The following is a 19,379-nucleotide window of genomic DNA, read 5'->3' as shown; positions in this document are numbered from 1 at the left end:
GTGACAATGGGTGGCGTGAACGCCTCCCAAGCACTCAACCATCACCTGGTACCGCTCGCCCAAGAGCTGAACCAGGACAAGGTGACGCCGGGGCTCCTCGGTTTCGTGATCTTCGCCTGTATCGCGGGCGGGCTCTGGTGGCTCATGCGGAACATGGGCAAGCAGATGTCGAAGATCAACTTCTCCGAAGAGCCCCAGCGCCCTCCGGCCGCACCCGACCACGACTCGGACCCGTCCGAACCTCGTCTCTAGGGGCGCGGCGTCCGCGGAAGACCTGTGCCCCGTAGGGGCGCGGGGAACTGCGCGACCAGCCCCCACCGGGCCGATGGCCCGAAAACAAGCGCGTACGCCCCGCTGGGGCCGGTTCTTTAGCCGCGCCAACGCGACGGCTGGTCGCGCAGTTCCCCGCGCCCCTTTGGGGCGCCCCTACGGGGCGAGGGACATCACCATGCGGGCCGCACGGCCGGGCGTCATGGCGAGGCGCCAGGCGTCCCAGGGGGCGCCCGGGGTGAGGGTGCCGCGTTCGAGGAGGAGGGTGTAGGCCTCGGCGTACTCCTGGAGGTCGGGGTCGCGGCCCGGGGAGGGGGCGCCCAGGAGGGCGCGGAGGGTGTCGCGGGCCTGCTGGGCACCGTCGGGGGAGAGCAGCGGCCAGAGCGTGGCCCGCAGGAAGTCCGACCACTCGCGCCCGCGCCTGTCACCGAGCCCGGTGAAGAGCTCGGCGGCCTCGTCGAGAAGGGTGAGGGCCTCCACCAGCCGCCCGTTGCCCGCGTCGATCACGGCCAGCTCCACGCACGACCACGCCTCACCGTGCTCCACGCCGATCCGCCGGAAGTCCTGCCGGGCGTCCTGCAGCAGCTGCCGGGCGAAACCGCTGTTGCGCAGATTCCCGGTACGGGCCGCCCGCTGGTCGCGGGTGACGCGGGCCGAGTGGTGCCGGGCGCAGGCCAGCCCGTACACGTCCCGCATCCGCGAGAACATGCTGCGCGAGCGCTCCAGGGTGCGCAGCGCCGCGTCGGTGTCGCCGCACTCCTCCAGCGCCTGCCCGAGGTAGTAGAGCGTCCACGCCTCGCCGCGCGCGTCCTCGCAGCCGCGGTGCCGCTGCACCGCCTCGTCGAGGTCGCGGGCGGCATCCTGGGCCTCGCCGCGCAGCAGCAGCACCCGGGCGAGCTGGGTCGCCGTCCAGGCGCCGCCGCGCGGGTCGCGGGCCATCGCGTACGCCTGCCCGGCCGCCCGCAGCTCCGCCTCGCCGGTGTCGAGCCGCCCGAGCCGCAGGTACACCTGGCCGAGCTGCAGATGCGCCCACGCCTCGCCCTGCACGCTCTCGTTCTCGCGGTGCAGCGCCAGTGACTCCTCCAGCAGTTCCAGGGCCGTGCCGAGCTGCCCCATGTCCCGCAGCACGGCGGCCAGCGCGTGCAGCGTCCACGCCCGGTCCTCGTCCAGCTCGGGGGTGCTCTGGATCTCCAGCGCCTCGCGCAGCTTGCGTTCCGCCTCCCGCAGGTTGCCCTGGTGGTGCAGCGTGATCCCGAGGCTGTCCAGCGCGCGGGCGGCGCCCGCCGGATGCTGGGCCTCGAAGTACAGGTCCACCACCGACGTCAGGGTGGAGCGCGCCTTGTCCAGCTCGCCGAGCTGCCGGGCGGCGATCCCGGTCCGCCACTGCACCGAGCGCACCAGCACCGAGCGGTCCTCGTCCGGCCCGGCCTTCTGCGGGCCCGAGTTCCGCGCCTGCGCCATCTCGCTGATCTCGCCCAGCCGGTACAGGTCGCCGCGCAGCAGGCAGTAGTCGCACAGCGCGCCCAGCAGCGCCTGCACGGCCGCCCGGTCCACACCCTCGGTGTCGCGCAGCGCGGCCGTGATGAAGCTCGACTCCTCGTCCAGCCAGCGCAGCGCCAGCTCCAGGGAGGCGAAGCCGTGCTGCCCGAACCGCCCGGCCCGGGTGGAGGTCTTCCCCTCCACCAGCCGGATCACGGTGTTCGCCAGGTCCGCGTACGAACGGATCAGCCGCTCGTGCGCGGCGCCGCGCTCCACCGGGTCCTCCTCGTCGAGCAGCCGCTCGGCGGCGAAGGCGCGTACCAGGTCGTGCGGCCGGTAGCGGCTGCCGCGGACGTTCTCGATCAGGCCCGCGGCGGCGAGTTCCGCCAGCCGCCTGGCCGCCTCCTGCTCGTCGGTGGCCAGCAGCGCCGCCGCGGCGGCCGCGCCGTAGCTGGCCCGGCCGGTGAGCGCGAGCCTGCGCAGCAGCCGCCGGTTGGGCTCCGGCTGGTCGTGGTAGCGCAGCGCCAGCACCCGGTCGACCGGGTCGCGCGGGCCGAACACCTCGATGTCCGCGGCCAGTTGCGCGGCGTTGTGGTGGTCGGTCAGCGCCGCCCCGGCGATCCGCAGCGCTATCGGCAGGCCCGCGCACAGCTCACGCAGCCGGTCCGCCTCCTCCGGGCGCGGGGTGGACGCCTCCGCCGCGTCGGCCAGCTCGCCCAGCAGCTCGAAGGTGTCGTCGAGGTCCAGCGGCCCCACCTCCAGGCTGTGCACCGCGGCGCCCGGCAGGTCCAGGTCCAGCGGCTCGCGGGCCGTGACCAGCAGCAGCGACTCCGAGCGCTCGGGCACCAGCGCCCGCACCTGCGCGGCGTCGGTGGCGTCGTCCAGCACGATCACCACCGGCACCCCGGTCAGATGCTGCTGGTACTGCTCGCCCAGCCGCCGCAGATGCTGCTCCTGGTTCTGCCGCTCACGGAAGAGCAGCTGGTCGCGGGGAGCGCCGAGCCGGTTCAGCAGATGCAGCAGCGCGTCGCGTACGGGCAGTGGCCCGCGGCCGTCGCCCGCGCCCCGCAGGTCGACCACGCACGCGCCGCGGAACTGGTCCTTCAACTGCCGTGCCGCACGCAGCGCCAGCGTCGTACGCCCGCTGCCCGGCGCGCCGTGCAGGACGACGACGGTCGGCCGTACGCCGGTCGACGCGCGGGCCTGGTGCACCCATTGGGCGATCCGCGCGACATGGGCTCGCCGCCCGGCGAACGGTCCCGCGGCGTCCGGCAGATAGGCGAAGGAGTGGTCGAGTACGGCCCTGGTGCGGGCCGCCGCGCTGCGGTCGCTGCCGCCCGGCCGCCGCGAGGACGCCGGTGCGGCCTGCCCGGGTACCTTCGGCTTCGCCTTGCGCGGTGGGGCGGCGACCACCGCTCGCTGGCCGTCGACGAACTGCCGCACGCCGCGGCGCTCCACCGCGGCCAGCCAGAGCAGCCGCAACTGGTCGGCGCCGCCCGGCAGGGCGCCGCGCCCTGACGTCCGGCCGCGGGCCGCCACCGTGCCCAGGGCCACCGCCCCGGCCGCGCCCACCGCGGCTCCGGTCACCAGCGACGCGCCCACGGACAGGCCCTGCCCGAGGTCCACGCCGAAGGCCACCGCGGCGGTGATTCCGGCGACGAGTGCCTGCGCGGCGCGCGAGGGTGGGCGCACGGCGGGTGCGGTCGATTCCGCGTCCAGGGCTCGTAGGTACGCCGTGTACTCCTCGGCGGCCGCGTCCGCTATCTCGTCCAGCCGCTCCCGGGCCCGTGCCAGCAGCGCCTTCGCGTCCACGTCCGCCCCCTGGTCGGCGACCGCCCGCACGAGCAGGCGGTCGACCTCCCCCCGATGCGGTGCGCGCAGCGCGATACGTGACTCCGGCACATGTCCTCCCGTTCACTGTCCACAATCTGTCGGACGTAGTTCGTGCCCGCCCTGACCCCGCGTCAAGCCCAAGGAATGGTGCGGATTGCGTGGTGGATCGGGGGGGCGGGGGCTCCCTCCGATTGGTGACTTGCACTCGCCGTCGAATCTGCACGGGTGGCGACGCGGGCGGGCGGTCGCCGACGGCGGGTGTGCCCCGCAGGGGGACCGTCAGACGAAGTCAATCCCGCACGGGTGGTGCGGGTGGTAATAACCGCGCCGTAGGCGCGGGTCAGTGGTGTGCCCCGGAGGGGCGGGCGGCGCGGGCAAGGAGGAGGGCGCGTTCGGCGCCGTTGCGGGTGAGGGCGGCGGCGCGGGCGAATTCGTCGCGGGCCTCGGCGTCACGGCCGAGCCGGGTGAGGAGGTCGCCGCGGACGCTGGGGAGGAGGTGGTAGCCGTCGAGGGCGCCGGTGGCGGCGAGGGCGTCGACGAGGACGAGCCCGGCGGCCGGCCCGTCGGCCATGGAGACGGCGACGGCACGGTTGAGTTCGACGACGGGCGAGCCCGTACGGGCGGCGAGGGCCCCGTACAGCTCGGCGATCCCCGCCCAGTCCGTCTCGTCGGCGGTGAGCGCCCGCGCGTGGCAGGCCGCGATCGCGCCCTGCAGTGCGTACGGCCCCGGCGCGGCCCCGGAAGGGGTGAGCGCCTCCGCCCGGGCCAGCGCCGCGAAGCCGCGGCGGATCAGCAGATGGTCCCAGCGCGACCTGTCCTGGTCGAGCAGCAGCACCGGCGCCCCCGCGGCGTCCGTGCGGGCGGCTGCCCGCGACGCCTGGATCTCCAGCAGCGCCGCCAGCCCGTGCACCTCGGGCTCCCGCGGCATCAGCCCGGCCAGCACCCGGGCGAGCCGCAGCGCGTCCTCGCACAGCCCGGGCCGCATCCAGTCGTCGCCGGCGGTGGCGGAGTAGCCCTCGTTGAAGACCAGGTAGACCACTTCGAGTACGGAGGCGAGCCGGGCGGCCAGTTCAGGGCCGGACGGGACCTCGTAGGGGATGCGCTCCTTGGCGATGGTGCGCTTGGCGCGGACGATGCGCTGCGCCACCGTCGGCTCCGGCACCAGGAAGGCGCGGGCGATCTCGTCCGTGGTCAGCCCGCCGATCAGCCGCAGCGTGAGCGCCACCCGGGCCTCGCGGGACAGCACCGGGTGGCAGGCGGTGAACACCAGCCGCAGCAGGTCGTCCTCGATGTCCTCACCGGTCGGCTGGTCCGGTTGCGGGGTGATCTCCAGTTCGTGGCCGAGGAGTTGCAGTTTGCGCGCGAAGGTCTCGTTGCGCCGGATCAGGTCGATCGCCCGCCGCTTGGCGGTGGTCATCAGCCAGGCGCCCGGGTTGCGGGGGACGCCGTCCTTCGGCCACTGCTCCAGCGCGGCCACCAGCGCGTCCTGCGCCAGCTCCTCGGCGACCCCGATGTCGTGGACGAGCCGGGTCAGTCCGGCGATCAGCCGCGGCGACTCGATCCGCCACACCGCGTCCACCGTCCGGTCCACCGCGGCCGGGCGCGGCGGCGGTACGTCGTCGGGGGAGACTGCCGGGTCGGTGGAGTCCGTCACGACGACCCATCAGAGCAGCCGCCGGGCGTCCGCGCAAAGCGGGACGCCCGGCGCGGCGCGGCGGGTCAGCCCGCCTCCTCCACCTGCCGGATCTCCGTCTCCATCTCCCACGCGTCGCCGTGGATGGCCAGGAAGCGCGAGGACCACTCGACGGCCTCCTCCTTCGACTTCGCCTGGATGAGGGCGTAGCCGCCGATGACCTCCTTGGCCTCGGCGAAGGGGCCGTCCAGCACCGTCTGCTTGCCGCCGGAGAGGGAGATCCTGGTGCTCTCGTCCAGCGGACGCAGGCCGCCGGTGTCCAGCAGCACGCCCGCGCGGGTCATCTCCTCGATGAGCTTGCCCATCTCCTCCATCAGCTCGTCGCTGGGGCCCTGCGGGTTCTTGGTGGGGTCGACCTTGATCAGCATCATGAATCGCATCGCGCTGTCCTCTCACGCTCTCGGGTCGCGGGCTTCTTCCCGCTCCCACCCTGGCGTCGATCGGGCGGGACCCGAATCGACACGCGGCCGGAAATTCTTTTTAAACGGCGTCGGCGGGTCTCGTTCCGCTGAATCCGATGTACGCGGCGGTGGCGCGGTGCGCCCGTGCGCGCGCAAGCGCCGTTGTCGCTCGGTGGCCGTTCCGATTTGATTGATCACAGGGAGTGACGATCGGGAGGGTGCGGGACATGAGCAGTCCGACGGCTACGGATCAGGCGGACGGCAGCGGGGAGCAGGGCGAGGCGGTGCGGCTCAGTCTCAGTACGGAGGCGGCCCGCACCCTGGCCACCACCACCAAGAGCGCGCCGCAGATGCAGGCGATCAGCTCGCGGTGGCTGCTGCGCAAACTGCCGTGGGTGGAGGTCGCGGCCGGTACGTACCGGGTGAACCGCCGGCTGACGCACGCGGTGGGGCAGGGGCGGGTCGCGTTCGTACGGACCGGGTCGCGGACCGAGGTGGTGCCGGCCACGCTGGGCGAGCTGCCCGCGCTGCGCGGCCTGGACGACGAGGCGCTGCTGGGTGAGCTGGCCTCGCGGTTCGCTCAGCGGGAGTTCACGGCCGGCGAGGTGCTGGCCACGGCCGGGGCACCGGTGGAGGAGGTGCTGCTGATCGCCCACGGCAAGGTCGAGCGGCGTGGTGTCGGTGACTACGGTGAGGTGGTCGAACTGGGTGTGCACGCGGACGGCAGCCACCTCGGCGACGAGGCGCTGGCCCGGCCGGGCGCCACCTGGCAGGGCACCCTGTGCGCGGCCACCGCCGGGACCCTGCTGGCGCTGCCCCGTACGGCCTTCGAGGAGCTGACCGGACGCTCCCAGGCGCTGCGCGACCAGCTCGCCTGGCACCTCGTGACGGGCGCGCGGCCGGTGAACCGCACCGGAGAGGCCGCCGTCGACCTCGCGTCGGGGCACCGCGGCGAGTTCGCCCTGCCGGGCACCTATGTGGACTACGAACTGACGCCGCGCGAGTACGAGTTGAGCGTCGCCCAGACCGTACTGCGGGTGCACACCCGGGTCACCGACCTCTACAACTGCCCGATGAACCAGTGGGAGGAGCAACTCAAGCTCACCATCGAGGCGCTGCGTGAGCGGCAGGAGCACGAGCTGGTCAACAACGCGGAGTTCGGGCTGCTGCCCAACGCCGACCACGGGCAGCGGATCAGCACCCACTCCGGCCCGCCCACCCCCGACGACCTGGACGAGCTGCTGAGCATGCGGCGCGACACCACGGTCCTGATGGCCCATCCGAAGGCGATCGCCGCCTTCGGCCGCGAGTGCAGCAAGCGCGGCATCTACCCGGACGCCGTCGACGTCAACGGCCACAAGCTGCCTGGCTGGCGCGGTGTGCCGCTCTACCCGTGCGGCAAGATCCCGGTCGACGGCGGCCACATGTCCTCGATCATGGCCATGCGGACGGGGGAGCACAACCAGGGCGTGGTCGGTCTGTTCAGGACGGGTCTGCCGGAGGAGTACGAGCCGGGGCTCAACGTCCGCTTCATGGGCGTCGACCGGAAGGCCGTCTCGTCCTACCTGGTCAGCGCGTACTACTCGGCGGCCGTGCTGGTGCCCGACGCGCTCGGTGTGCTGGAGAACGTCCTGGTCACCCGCACCCCGCACTGACCGGCGGGCGCCCTCCGCCCGCGACACCCGCCGCCGCGGGTCACCGCCCGCGGCGCCGACATGAGAAAGTGACGGGGTGAACCGACTCGGTGACGCGACCTCGCCCTATCTGCTGCAGCATGCCGAGAATCCGGTCGACTGGTGGCCCTGGGGTGAGGACGCCTTCGAGGAGGCCCGCAAGCGCGGGGTGCCGGTGCTGCTGAGCGTCGGGTACAGCGCCTGCCACTGGTGCCATGTGATGGCCCATGAGTCGTTCGAGGACGAGACGACCGCGGCGTATCTCAACGAGCACTTCGTCTCGGTGAAGGTGGACCGGGAGGAGCGGCCGGACGTCGACGCCGTCTACATGGAGGCGGTGCAGGCGGCCACCGGCCAGGGCGGGTGGCCGATGACGGTCTTCCTCACCCCCGACGGGGAGCCGTTCTACTTCGGCACCTACTTCCCGCCGACCGGACGGCAGGGGCTGCCCGGCTTCATGGACGTGCTCCAGGGTGTGGTCGCCGCGTGGCGGGACCGGCGCGAGGAGGTCGGCGAGGTCGCGGCGCGGATCGTGCGGGACCTGGGGGAGCGGGCCGGGATCTACGCGGCGGCCGTCCACCCGGGCGAGGGCGAGCTGGCGGCGGCGCTGCTGGCGCTGACCAAGGAGTACGACCCGAAGCGCGGCGGATTCGGCGGGGCGCCGAAGTTCCCGCCGTCCATGACGCTGGAGTTCCTGCTGCGGCACCACGCGCGGACCGGCGCGGAGGGCGCGCTGCAGATGGTCCGCGACACCTGCGAGGCGATGGCCCGCGGCGGGATCTACGACCAGCTCGGCGGCGGCTTCGCGCGCTACTCGGTGGACCGCGACTGGACCGTGCCGCACTTCGAGAAGATGCTGTACGACAACGCGCTGCTCACCCGGGTCTTCGCCCATCTGTGGCGGGCCACCGGCTCCGACCTGGCGCGGCGGGTCGCGCTGGAGACGGCCGACTTCCTGATCGGCGAGCTGGAGACGACCGAGGGCGGTTTCGCCTCCGCGCTGGACGCCGACAGCGACGACGGCACCGGCAAGCATGTCGAGGGCGCCTTCTACGTGTGGACGCCCGCGCAGCTCACCGAGGTGCTGGGCGCGGCGGACGGGGAGTTCGCCGCCGGGTACTTCGGGGTGACCGAGGAGGGCACCTTCGAGGCGGGCGCCTCGGTGCTGCAACTCCCGCAGGGCAACGGGGTGGTGGACGCCGACCGGGTCGCCTCCGTACGTGAGCGGCTGCACACCGCCCGCGGTGAACGGCCGCGCCCCGGCCGGGACGACAAGGTGGTCGCCGCCTGGAACGGCCTGGCGATCGCGGCACTCGCCGAGACCGGCGCCTTCTTCGACCGCCCCGACCTCGTCCAGGCCGCCGTCGACGCCGCCGACCTGCTGGTACGGGTGCACATGGACGACCGCGGGCGGCTGGCGCGGACCTCGCGGGACGGCGTCGTCGGCCCCAACGACGGGGTGCTGGAGGACTACGCGGACGTCGCCGAGGGCTTCCTCGCGCTGGCGTCGGTGACCGGTGAGGGTGTCTGGCTCGACTTCGCCGGACTGCTGCTGGACTCCGTCCTGCACCACTTCACCGCCGACGACGGCACCCTCTACGACACCGCCGACGACGCCCAGACCCTGATCCGCCGCCCGCAGGACCCCACGGACAACGCGACCCCGTCCGGCTGGACGGCGGCGGCCGGGGCGCTGCTGTCGTACGCCGCGCACACCGGCTCCGAGGCGCACCGCGTCGCGGCCGAGCGGGCGTTGGGCGTGGTCGGCACCCTCGCGCCGCGCGCCCCGCGCTTCATCGGCTGGGGCCTGGCCGTCGCCGAGGCGGCCCTCGACGGGCCCCGCGAGGTCGCCGTGGTCGGCGCGGTCGGCGACCCCCTCACCGACGAACTCCACCGCACCGCCCTGCTCGGCGCCGCACCCGGCGTCGTCGTCGCCGTCGGCGAGGAGGGCAGCACCGAGTTCCCCCTCCTCCACCAGCGCCCCACCCGCGCCGGCCGCGCCGCCGCCTACGTCTGCCGCAACTTCGTCTGCGACGCCCCCACCTCCGACCCCCGCACCCTCCGCTCCCAACTCCGCTCCGAACCCTGGTCGGGCCCGCGCCGCTAGCCCCTCCGGTGCCCCGGCCTCCTCCGCGCCGTACGGCGGATGCGCGCCGTCAGGCGGGTGGCTCAGAGGTGGAGGCCGTCGGACAGGACGTCGAAGGCGCGGTTGAGGAGGGGGACGAGGGCGTCGTTGGCGAGGCCGTTCTCGGCCCAGTACATGGTGGTCTCGTGGAGGGAGCCGAAGACGGCGGCGATGAAGACGCGGATCTCCAGGTCGTCGGGGGAGCGGCCGGTGCGGTCGGCGACCACGGCGCCGAGGAGGCGGCCGGTGGCGGTCATGGTTTCGAGGGAGCGGCCGCGGATGGCGGGGACGTCGCGGACCAGGAGCTGGCGCTGGACCAGTTCGGCGCACTCGTCCGGGTCGGCGAGGACCATGGTGAGCGTCTCGTGCATGACCGCGCGCAGCGCGTCCAGCGGGGGCTCGCCCGCCGGACGGTTGCGCAGGGCGTCCAGCATGCCGTCGTCGTACTCGTCCGTGAGGACGATGTCCTCCTTGGTCGGGAAGTACCGGAAGACGGTGCTCGGCGAGACGTCAGCCTCGGCGGCGATCCGGTCGACGGGCGTGGCGTCGTAGCCGTCTTCGGCGAACAGCCGGTACGCGGCCTTGCGGATCGCCTGGCGGGTCTGGACCTTCTTGCGTTCCCGCAGGCCGGGCCGGCCGGCAGTGGCACGTGGACACATGCTGGTCATTGTCAGGCATCCGCGGGCAGCTCGGCCACGGGGCTGTCGGCCCGGTCGGCGTCCGCGGGCCCGTCCGCCGCGTCAGGGCGCGGGCGCGGGTTCGGCAGGAAGGCGGCGACGAGCGCGGCCGTGACCAGGGCGGCGGCGCCGCAGACCACCAGCACCAGGCTCATGCCGTGCAGATACGCGCTGTTCGCGGACTCGGCGAGCGCCCGGTCGCCGAGCCGGGCGGCCACCTCGTGGGCGCCGATCACGGACTCGCGGGCGCCGTGCGCGGCGGCCGGGCGCAGCCCGTCGGTGTCGAGCCGCCCGGTGTACCCGGCGGCGAGCACGCTGCCCAGGATGGCCACGCCGATCGCCGCGCCGGTCTGCCGCAGCGTCTGGAGCAGTCCGGTGCCGCTGCCCGCCCGCGCGGCCGGCAGTTCGCCCAGTGCGCTGTCCATCGCGGGCACGATGGCGAAACCGAAGCCGAGGCCCACCAGCGGCAGCCACAGCGCGACGATCCCGTAGCCGTCGGCGAGTGAGCCGGTGCTGCCGAGGAACGCGGCGGCGGCCAGCACCAGCAGCCCCGCGGTGATCACCGGCCGCGGACCGTAGCGCCGTACCAGCGGCCCGCTGCCGCGTGAGGCGACCATCAGGCCGCCGACCATCGGCAGCAGCCGCAGGCCGGTGCCGAGCGCGTCGTTGCCCAGGACGGTCTGCAGATACGACGGCAGCACGAAGAGCAGGCCCATGAGGAGGAAGCTGACCAGGGTGGCGGCGAGCGAGTTCCACAGGAAGCCGCGCTGCCGCAGCAGGGTGAGGTCGAGCATCGGGCGCTCCACCCCGCGCTCCCGCAGGACGAGTCCGGCGATCAGCGCGACCGAGGTGAAGAGGGTGACGAGGACCAGCGGGTCGGCCCAGCCGCGGTCGGGCGCCTTGATGATGCCGAAGACCAGCGCGCCGAGACCGGCGGCGGCGAAGAGCGCGCTGAGCGCGTCGACACGCGGCGCGGCCGGGTCGCGGGTCTCCGGCAGCAGGGTGACGCAGGCGGCGATACCGAGGGCGACCAGCGGGATGTTGACCAGGAAGACCGAGCCCCACCAGAAGTGTTGGAGCAGCGCGCCGCCGGCGATCGGGCCGAGTGGCATGCCGAGCGCCATCGCGGTGGTGACCGCGGCGACCGCCTTCGAGCGCTCGGCCGGGCCGAACAGCGACGGCACCACGGACAGCGCGAGCGGCATGACGAAGGCCCCGCCGACGCCCATCACCGTACGGGCGGTGATGACCGTCCCCGGGCTGCTCGCCAGCGCGCCGATCATCGACCCGGCCAGGAACACGGCCAGGCCGGCGACCAGCATCCGGCGGCGGCCGAAGCGGTCGCCGATCAGCCCGGCGGGCAGCATCGCGGCGGCGAAGACGACCGTGTACGAGTCGACGATCCACTGCATGTCACCGGTGGTGGCGTGGATCTGCGCGGCCATCGTCGGCAGCGCCACGTTGAGGATCGTCGTGTCGACGGCGAGCACCAGCATGCTCGCGACGAGGGCGCCCAGCGCCCACCAGCGGCGGGGGTCGGCGTACGGGTCCGCCTGCGGCGGCGGGCGGAGGCTGGAGGTGACGGACATGGGAGGCTCCATGAGAGTTGGCGTCAGATGACAGTGACTCTCAAAAAAGAGTAGCTCGCATATTGAGTGAGGGGAACCCCGGTGCGCGAAGGCGGTGCGGGCGCGGCGCGGCGCCGCGCGGGCACGCGAAAGAGCCCGCCCCCTCGCGGGGGTGCGGGCTCCTGGGTTGGCGGGTGCTGCGGGTCAGCTGTGCTGGTAGGCCACCAGGGAGATGCCGACGTAGTGGACGATGAAGGCGGCCAGCGTGAACGAGTGGAAGACCTCGTGGAAGCCGAACCAGCGCGGCGACGGATTGGGCCGCTTGAAGCCGTAGATCGCCGCGCCCGCGCTGTAGAGCAGGCCGCCGACGACCACGCAGACCATCACCGCGACCCCGCCGGTGCGCAGGAAGTCCGGCAGGAAGAAGACGGCGACCCAGCCGAGCGCGATGTAGCACGGCGTGTAGAGCCAGCGCGGGGCGCCGACCCAGAAGACCCGGAAGGCGATACCGGCCAGGGCGCCCGCCCAGACCACCCACAGCAGCACCCGGGAGGTGCCGCCGGGCAGCAGCAGAATCGCCAGCGGGGTGTAGGTGCCGGCGATGATCAGGAAGATGTTCGCATGGTCAAGTCGTCGCAAAATCGCTGAGCCCCGCGGGCCCCACTCGCCCCGGTGGTAGAGCGCGCTCACACCGAACAGCGCGCACGCCGTCACAGTGAACACCGCGCAGGCGATCCTGCCCCTGGTGCTCTCCGCGAACGCCGTCAGCACGACGCCGGAGATCAGCACTGCGGGGAACATCCCCGCGTGCAACCACCCTCTGAGCTTGGGTTTTATCGGATCCAACAAGTCGGGGCCACCGACGGCAGGGGACACGTCTGAAGTTTCCTCGACCGGCGCCATGCCGTCAATCCTACCTACGGCGGCGTAAGTTACTTATAAGTAGTTGTAGGCCACCAGGAGTGGTGATGCTCACCCCCCGTCCCCTGGACAGAATCATTTGAAGAGGCTCACACTCATATGAGTGCGGTCGGCACCGGATGAGCACACCCACGCATCCGGGCCGCAGCCCCCAAGGGGCCGAACCCAACCCTCAATTTGTGACGCCGGTTCTGTGCGGACCCGGCGGGACGGAGCGATCGTGGCGCGCGGCATTGCGGCTCCCACCAGCCATCAGGAACTGATCAACTGGGTCGGCGAGATCGCCGAGCTGACCCAGCCCGACGAGATCGTGTGGTGCGACGGCTCCGAGGCGGAGTACCACCGCCTGGCCGAGGAACTCGTCGCCAAGGGCACCTTCACCAAGCTCGATCCGACCCTGCGCCCCAACTCCTACTACGCGGCCTCCGACCCCACGGACGTGGCCCGCGTCGAGGACCGGACCTTCATCTGCTCCGAGCGCGAGGCCGACGCCGGCCCGACCAACCACTGGAAGGACCCCGCCGAGATGCGGGAGGTCTTCAGCGGCACCGGCGGCGAGGGCGGTCTGTTCCGCGGTTCCATGCGCGGCCGCACGATGTACGTCGTCCCGTTCTGCATGGGCCCGGTGGGCTCGCCGCTGTCCGCGATGGGCGTGGAGATCACCGACTCCGCCTACGTCGCCGTCTCGATGCGCACCATGACCCGGATGGGACAGGCCGTCCTCGACGAGCTGGGCACCGACGGCGCGTTCGTGAAGGCCGTCCACACCCTGGGCGCGCCGCTGGCCGAGGGCGAGGCCGACGTGCCGTGGCCCTGCAACTCGACCAAGTACATCTCGCACTTCCCCGAGGCCCGGGAGATCTGGTCCTACGGTTCCGGCTACGGCGGCAACGCCCTGCTCGGCAAGAAGTGCTACGCGCTGCGGATCGCCTCCGTGATGGCCCGTGACGAGGGCTGGCTCGCCGAGCACATGCTGATCCTGAAGCTGACGCCGCCCACCGGCGGCCCCGAGGCGGTCAAGTACATCGCCGCCGCGTTCCCGTCCGCCTGTGGCAAGACCAACCTGGCGATGCTGGAGCCCACCATCGCCGGCTGGACCGTCGAGACCGTCGGCGACGACATCGCCTGGATGCGCTTCGGCGAGGACGGCCGCCTGTACGCGATCAACCCGGAGAACGGATTCTTCGGCGTCGCGCCCGGCACCGGCGAGAAGACCAACGCCAACGCGATGAAGACCCTGTGGGGCAACTCCGTCTTCACCAACGTGGCGCTCACCGACAACGGCGACGTGTGGTGGGAGGGCATGACCGAGGAGGCGCCCGCGCACCTCACGGACTGGAAGGGCAACGACTGGACGCCCGAGTCCGGCACCCCCGCGTCGCACCCCAACGCCCGCTTCACCACGCCCGCCGCGCAGTGCCCGACGATCGCGTCCGAGTGGGAGGACCCCAAGGGCGTGCCGATCTCGGCGATCCTCTTCGGCGGCCGCCGCGCCTCCGCCGTCCCGCTGGTCACCGAGTCCTTCGACTGGCAGCACGGTGTCTTCCTCGGCGCGAACGTCGCTTCCGAGAAGACCGCCGCCGCCGAGGGCAAGGTCGGCGAGCTGCGCCGCGACCCGTTCGCCATGCTGCCGTTCTGCGGCTACAACATGGGCGACTACTTCGGCCACTGGGTCGGCCTCGGCAAGAAGCACGACGCCGAGAAGCTGCCGAAGATCTACTACGTGAACTGGTTCCGCAAGGACGCCGACGGCCGCTTCGTGTGGCCGGGCTTCGGTGAGAACAGCCGGGTCCTGAAGTGGATCGTCGACCGGCTCAACGGCGAGGCGAAGGGCGTCGAGACGCCGATCGGCATCCTCCCGGCCGCCGACGACCTCGACACCGACGGCCTGGACATCGCGCAGGCCGACCTCGACCTGCTGCTCTCGGTCGACCCCGAGGTCTGGCGCGAGGAGGCCGCCCTGATCCCGGCCCACCTGGAGACCTTCGGCGACCACACCCCGAAGGAACTCTGGGACGAGTACCGCGCCCTGGTCGCGCGGCTCGGCTGACACCCGCGGCCGAACTCCCCCGGACCGGCGTCCGGGGGAGCTTCAGGGCATGCCCGCGGGGCAGGCCCCTGGCCGCCCAGGAACTGGCCGCACGGCAGGCACCCCCGACCAAGAGACTGCCTGCCGTGCGGCTGACTGATTACGGCTGGCTGTAGCCGTCCAGGAAGTTGCCGATCCTGGTGATCGCGTCCGTCAGATCCTCCGCGCGAGGCAGGGTGACGATGCGGAAGTGGTCCGGCTCCATCCAGTTGAACCCGGTGCCGTGCACGATCATGATCTTCTCGGTACGCAGCAGGTCGAGCACCATCTGCCGGTCGTCCTTGATCTTGTAGACCTGCGGGTCGAGCCGGGGGAAGGCGTACAGCGCGCCCTTCGGCTTCACGCAGGTCACACCGGGGATCGCCGTGAGCGCCTTGTACGTGGCGTCGCGCTGGGCCAGCAGCCGGCCGCCGGGCAGCACCAGGGACTTGATCGACTGGTGGCCGCCGAGCGCGGTGGCGATCGCGTGCTGGGCCGGCATGTTGGCGCACAGCCGCATGTTCGCCAGGATCGTCAGGCCCTCGATGTAGCTGGCCGCGTGGTGCTTCGGGCCGCAGACCGCCATCCAGCCGCTGCGGTACCCCGCCACCCGGTACGCCTTGGACAGGCCGTTGAAGGTCAGCGTCAGCAGGTCGGGCGCGATGGCCGAGGTCGGGGTGTGGGTGGTGTCGTCGTAGAGGATCTTGTCGTAGATCTCGTCCGAGCAGACGATGAGCTGGTGCCGCCGCGCGATGTCGGTCAGCCCGCGCAGCATCTCGTCGTCGTAGACGGCGCCCGTGGGGTTGTTCGGGTTGATGATCACGATCGCCTTGGTCCGATCGGTCACCTTGCGCTCGATGTCCGCCAGATCGGGCATCCAGTCGGACTGCTCGTCGCAGCGGTAGTGCACCGCGGTGCCGCCCGCCAGCGACACCGAGGCCGTCCACAGGGGGTAGTCGGGCGCCGGGACCAGCACCTCGTCGCCGTCGTCGAGCAGCGCCTGCATCGACATCTGGATCAGCTCGGACACGCCGTTGCCGAGGTAGATGTCCTCGACGTCGAGCGGGATGCCCTTGGTCTGGTAGTGCTGCATCACCGCGCGGCGCGCCGAGAGCAGGCCCTTGGCGTCCCCGTAGCCATGCGCGTCACCGAGGGTGCGCAGCATGTCCTCGAGGATCTCGGGCGGGCACTCGAAGCCGAAGGGCGCCGGGTTGCCGGTGTTCAGCTTGAGGATGCGGTGCCCGGCCGCCTCCAGCCGCATCGCCTCCTCAAGAACCGGACCCCGGATCTCGTAGCAGACGTTGGAGAGCTTCGTGGACTGGATCACCTGCATGCCGGTCACCTTACGGGCACGTCCGGCCACCCGCTCGGTGTTTTCCGCCACGTGAGACGCGCTCCCGGGTGGCCGTCGTCACGTCACCGGGGCCCGGCGCACCGAGCGCCCGGCCAGCTCCCCGGTGCGTCGGCCGTCCTCGATCACGAAGCGGCCGTCGATCAGGACGTACGGGATGCCGGTCGGAAGGGCGCGCGGGCGGTCGTAGGTGGCGCCTGAGGCGACGGTGTCCGGGTCGAAGAGCACCAGGTCGGCCCGGTAGCCCTCGCGGACCAGGCCGCGGTCGGGCAGCCGCAGCCGGGCCGCCGGGCGGCCGGTGAGATGCGCCACGCATTCGGCCAGGGTGAGGACGCCCAGCTCACGGACGTAGCGGCCCAGGTACTCGGGGAAGGTCCCGTAGGCGCGGGGGTGCGGTTTGGCACCCCGCAGGATGCCGTCGGAGCCGCCGGTGTGCACCCGGTGGCGCATGATCGCCCGGACGTTCTCCTCGTGGCCGACGTGCTGCAGGATCGAGGTGCCCAGCCGGTCGTCGAGCAGCAGGCGGCGGGCGGTGGCGAAGTCCGGTACGCGGCGGCCGACATGGGCCGACAGCGCCGGGTCGCGGACCCCGGAGATCTCGATGGCGGACCAGTCGACCGGCACCCCGTGGCTGCCGTCCGCCCCGTCGACCTCCATCTCCCGCCGGATCCTGGCCGCCGCCGCGTCGTCGCGCAGCCTGGCCAGCGTCGCGTCGGGGCCGCCCTCGGTGGCCCAGCTCGGCAGCATCGCCACCAAGGTGGTGGCGCCCGCCAGGTACGGATAGGTGTCCAGGGTGATGTCGGCGCCCGCGTCGAGCGCCTTGTCCAGCAGGGCCAGCAGTTCGGGGGCGCGGCCCTCGTTCACCCCGAAGTTCATCGTGGCGTGCGCCAGGTGCAGCGCGCAGCCCGCCTCCCGGGTGAGCGCGACCATCTCCTCGTACGCCTGGAGCGCGCCCTTCCCGTACGACCTGTGGTGCGGGCAGTAGTAGCCGCCGTACGCCGCCACCACCCGGCACAGCTCGGTCAGTTCGGCGTCCGAGGCGTACATCCCCGGCGTGTAGGTCAGCCCGGACGACATGCCGACCGCGCCCTGCCGCAGGCCCTCGGCGACCAGCTCCTTCATCCGGTCCAGCTCGGCGGCGGTCGCCGGGCGGTCCTCCCAGCCGACGGCCGTCATCCGCACGGTGCCCTGCGGGACGAGATACGCGGCGTTGACCGCGACGCCGCGGTCGAGCCGGTCGAGGTAGCCGCCGACGTCGCGCCAGTCGAAGTCGACGCCGTCCCCGTCGCCGTTCCACCCCGAGATCTGGGTACGGACCTCGGCGAGCGACCTGTCGTCCACCGGGGCGTACGACAGGCCGTCCTGGCCCAGCACCTCCAGGGTGACGCCCTGGGCGGCCTTCGCCTCGTGCGACGCGTCGGTGAGCAGGGCGAGGTCGCTGTGCGCGTGCATGTCGATGAAGCCGGGGGCCAGGGCGAGGCCGTCGGCGGCGAGCATCCGGCGCCCGGTCAGCCGCCGGTCCCCGAACCTCACCCCGGCCTCCGGCCGGACCTCCGCGATCCGGCCGCCGTCCACGCCCACGTCCGCCCGGAACGGCGGGGCGCCGGAGCCGTCGACGACGAGCGCGTCCCGCATCACCAGGTCCATACGTAAGCCTCCCGCTCGGTGCGTTTTCTTCCCCACCCGCCCGCCCTTTTTGTCCTCAAGCGCCGGACAGGCTGAACTGATGCTTCTGCCGGGCCGCTTCGTGTCCTCAAACGCCGGACGGGCGAATCCTCTTGACGCCGGGCTCGCACCGCCCGGCCCCGGGGGGCCGATCGGGCTTCGCCCGGCTGCGCCGGACTCCGTCCGTCGGACAGTGGCCGAGGTGGTCGAGCGGCTCCCCGGGCGGGCCAGAAGCAACAAATCAGCCCGTCCGGCGTTTGAGGACGAAGCCCGAGCGTGCGGACGTGCCAGAAGCGGATATGCAGCCTGTCCGGCGATTGAGGACAGAAGGGCGGGTGGGTGGGGTCAGAAGAAGGTGTGGATGTAGTCCGTGACGGTGCCGTCTTGGCTGGTCAGGGGGATGAGGCGCCATTTGTCGAAGGTGGTGCAGGGGTGGGAGAGGCCGAGGGCGACCCAGTCGCCGGGGGCGAGGGGGTCGTCGGGGGAGACCCGCAGCCAGGTGTGCTGGTCGGAGAGCGCGGTGACCGCGAGGTCATGCGCGGGACGAGTGGAGCCGTCGGGGGAGCGGACGGTGTGGGGCGCGGGCAGACCGAGATCGTAGGGCGCGTCGCGCTTGCCCGCGTTGAGGAAGGCCTGGTCCGGCGCGGGCCGGGAGATGACCTGGGCCCAGAGCAGGAAAGCGGGCTGCAGGGCGCCCTCCTGGGGGACCCGGTTGAACGGGGTGCGCTCGCGGTAGTGCAGGTCGTCGTGGGTGACGTACGCGCCGGACCGCAGCAGCCGCAGCACCGGCCGGGACAGGCCGGGAATCTCCGCGAAGACGTCGGCGACCGCGTCGAACCACGCGGACCCCCCGGCGCTGATGACGATCTCCTCGGCCGTACCGAAGCGCCCGGCCTTGTCGAAGTCGGCGGCCAGCGCCACAAGGCGCCGCAGCCACGCCCGTACCCGCTCGCCGTCGGCGTCGGGCACCTCGCCCTCGTACCCCGCGACACCGGCCAGCCGCAGCGTGGTCGTCGCGGCGACCGCGTCGGCGACGGCCGCGCATCCGTCCTCGGTGCGGACACCGGTCCGCGCCCCCTCCCCGGCGCCGAGTTCGACCACGACGTCGAGCCGCCGCCGCGTCCCGGCCGCGCGCAGGGCGGCGTCCATCAGCTCCACGCCGCGCACGGAGTCGACGTAGCAGAGGAAGGAGAAGCCGGGGTCGGTGTCGAGTTCCGCGCCGATCCAGGCGAGCGCGGCGGCGTCGAGGAGCTCGTTGGCGAGGAAGATCCGGGGGACGCCGAAGGCCCGGCAGACCCGGACCTGGGCCGGGACGGCGACGGTGATCCCCCAGGCGCCGCGGTCGAGTTGGCGGGCGAAGAGCTGCGGGGCCATCGACGTCTTGCCGTGCGGCGCGAAGGACAGGCCGTGGGCGGCGCTGTAGTGCTGGAGGAGGTCGAGGTTGTGCTCCAGCGCCTCGTCGGAGAGGGCGAGTACGGGGGTGGTGAAGCCGCCGTCGAAGAGGTTGCGCCGCTGGTCAGCCAGTTCACCCAGCGTCAGGCCCTCGGCGTCCGGCGGCAGCGCCTTGAAACGGTGGTCGACCCGTTCGGCGCGCAGCGCGGCCATCCGCTCGTTCCCGTCCATCGAACCTCCCGCGTTGCAACATGTGCAACGGC

Annotated in this window: 13 protein-coding genes; 4 read left to right on the top strand and 9 right to left on the bottom strand. The window is 72.6% G+C overall.

What is annotated here, in order from left to right:
* Positions 1-6 precede the first annotated feature (6 nt).
* Complete coding sequence (locus AB0M29_RS00525) at positions 7-252, top strand: hypothetical protein (protein ID WP_365377633.1); 246 nt, start codon at positions 7-9, stop codon at positions 250-252.
* Positions 253-426: 174 nt separating this feature from the next.
* On the opposite strand, the gene AB0M29_RS00520 is transcribed toward AB0M29_RS00525, so the two are convergent.
* The 3 genes from AB0M29_RS00520 to AB0M29_RS00510 all read right to left on the bottom strand — a co-directional run bounded on the left by AB0M29_RS00520 (position 427) and on the right by AB0M29_RS00510 (position 5,655).
* The gene (locus AB0M29_RS00520; protein WP_365376811.1) at positions 427-3,651 is read right to left on the bottom strand and encodes a tetratricopeptide repeat protein; all 3,225 of its coding nucleotides are present in this window, start codon (positions 3,649-3,651) and stop codon (positions 427-429) included.
* Between the two features lie 271 nt (positions 3,652-3,922).
* Positions 3,923-5,173, bottom strand: a complete 1,251-nt coding sequence (locus AB0M29_RS00515; protein ID WP_365377631.1) for an RNA polymerase sigma factor — start codon at positions 5,171-5,173, stop codon at positions 3,923-3,925.
* A 128-nt stretch (positions 5,174-5,301) separates the two neighbouring features.
* On the bottom strand, positions 5,302-5,655 hold the full coding sequence (locus AB0M29_RS00510) for a YciI family protein (protein ID WP_365376808.1): 354 nt from the start codon (positions 5,653-5,655) through the stop codon (positions 5,302-5,304).
* 248 nt (positions 5,656-5,903) lie between these two features.
* Between AB0M29_RS00510 and AB0M29_RS00505 the strand changes: the two genes are divergently transcribed.
* Both AB0M29_RS00505 and AB0M29_RS00500 read left to right on the top strand, forming a co-directional pair.
* Entirely contained in the window at positions 5,904-7,331 is a 1,428-nt protein-coding gene (locus AB0M29_RS00505) for a family 2B encapsulin nanocompartment shell protein (protein WP_365376806.1), read from the top strand.
* Between the two features lie 76 nt (positions 7,332-7,407).
* The gene (locus AB0M29_RS00500) at positions 7,408-9,456 is read left to right on the top strand and encodes a thioredoxin domain-containing protein (protein WP_365376804.1); all 2,049 of its coding nucleotides are present in this window, start codon (positions 7,408-7,410) and stop codon (positions 9,454-9,456) included.
* 62 nt (positions 9,457-9,518) lie between these two features.
* Here AB0M29_RS00500 and AB0M29_RS00495 read toward each other — a convergent pair whose 3' ends face one another.
* The 3 genes from AB0M29_RS00495 to AB0M29_RS00485 all read right to left on the bottom strand — a co-directional run bounded on the left by AB0M29_RS00495 (position 9,519) and on the right by AB0M29_RS00485 (position 12,622).
* Positions 9,519-10,133: a TetR/AcrR family transcriptional regulator gene (locus tag AB0M29_RS00495; RefSeq protein ID WP_365376802.1), complete on the bottom strand. Its 615-nt coding sequence runs from the start codon at positions 10,131-10,133 to the stop codon at positions 9,519-9,521.
* A gap of 11 nt (positions 10,134-10,144) precedes the next feature.
* Positions 10,145-11,740: an MFS transporter gene (locus AB0M29_RS00490; protein ID WP_365376799.1), complete on the bottom strand. Its 1,596-nt coding sequence runs from the start codon at positions 11,738-11,740 to the stop codon at positions 10,145-10,147.
* 183 nt (positions 11,741-11,923) lie between these two features.
* Positions 11,924-12,622: a hemolysin III family protein gene (locus tag AB0M29_RS00485; RefSeq protein WP_365376797.1), complete on the bottom strand. Its 699-nt coding sequence runs from the start codon at positions 12,620-12,622 to the stop codon at positions 11,924-11,926.
* A gap of 238 nt (positions 12,623-12,860) precedes the next feature.
* Between AB0M29_RS00485 and AB0M29_RS00480 the strand changes: the two genes are divergently transcribed.
* Positions 12,861-14,690 carry a phosphoenolpyruvate carboxykinase (GTP) gene (locus tag AB0M29_RS00480; RefSeq protein WP_365376794.1) on the top strand — a complete coding sequence of 610 codons (1,830 nt, stop codon included), beginning with the start codon at positions 12,861-12,863 and terminating at the stop codon, positions 14,688-14,690.
* Between the two features lie 139 nt (positions 14,691-14,829).
* On the opposite strand, the gene AB0M29_RS00475 is transcribed toward AB0M29_RS00480, so the two are convergent.
* The 3 genes from AB0M29_RS00475 to AB0M29_RS00465 all read right to left on the bottom strand — a co-directional run bounded on the left by AB0M29_RS00475 (position 14,830) and on the right by AB0M29_RS00465 (position 19,347).
* Complete coding sequence (locus AB0M29_RS00475; protein ID WP_365377628.1) at positions 14,830-16,041, bottom strand: pyridoxal phosphate-dependent aminotransferase; 1,212 nt, start codon at positions 16,039-16,041, stop codon at positions 14,830-14,832.
* A gap of 78 nt (positions 16,042-16,119) precedes the next feature.
* Positions 16,120-17,706, bottom strand: a complete 1,587-nt coding sequence (locus AB0M29_RS00470) for a D-aminoacylase (RefSeq protein ID WP_365376792.1) — start codon at positions 17,704-17,706, stop codon at positions 16,120-16,122.
* 363 nt (positions 17,707-18,069) lie between these two features.
* Positions 18,070-19,347 (bottom strand): alanine racemase, encoded by a 1,278-nt coding sequence (locus AB0M29_RS00465; RefSeq protein WP_365376790.1) that lies wholly within the window; start codon positions 19,345-19,347, stop codon positions 18,070-18,072.
* Positions 19,348-19,379: the final 32 nt, after the last annotated feature.

This window comes from Streptomyces sp. NPDC051976, from assembly GCF_040680795.1.
GTDB lineage: Bacteria > Actinomycetota > Actinomycetes > Streptomycetales > Streptomycetaceae > Actinacidiphila.
This window is presented reverse-complemented; position numbering and strand designations above follow the sequence as displayed.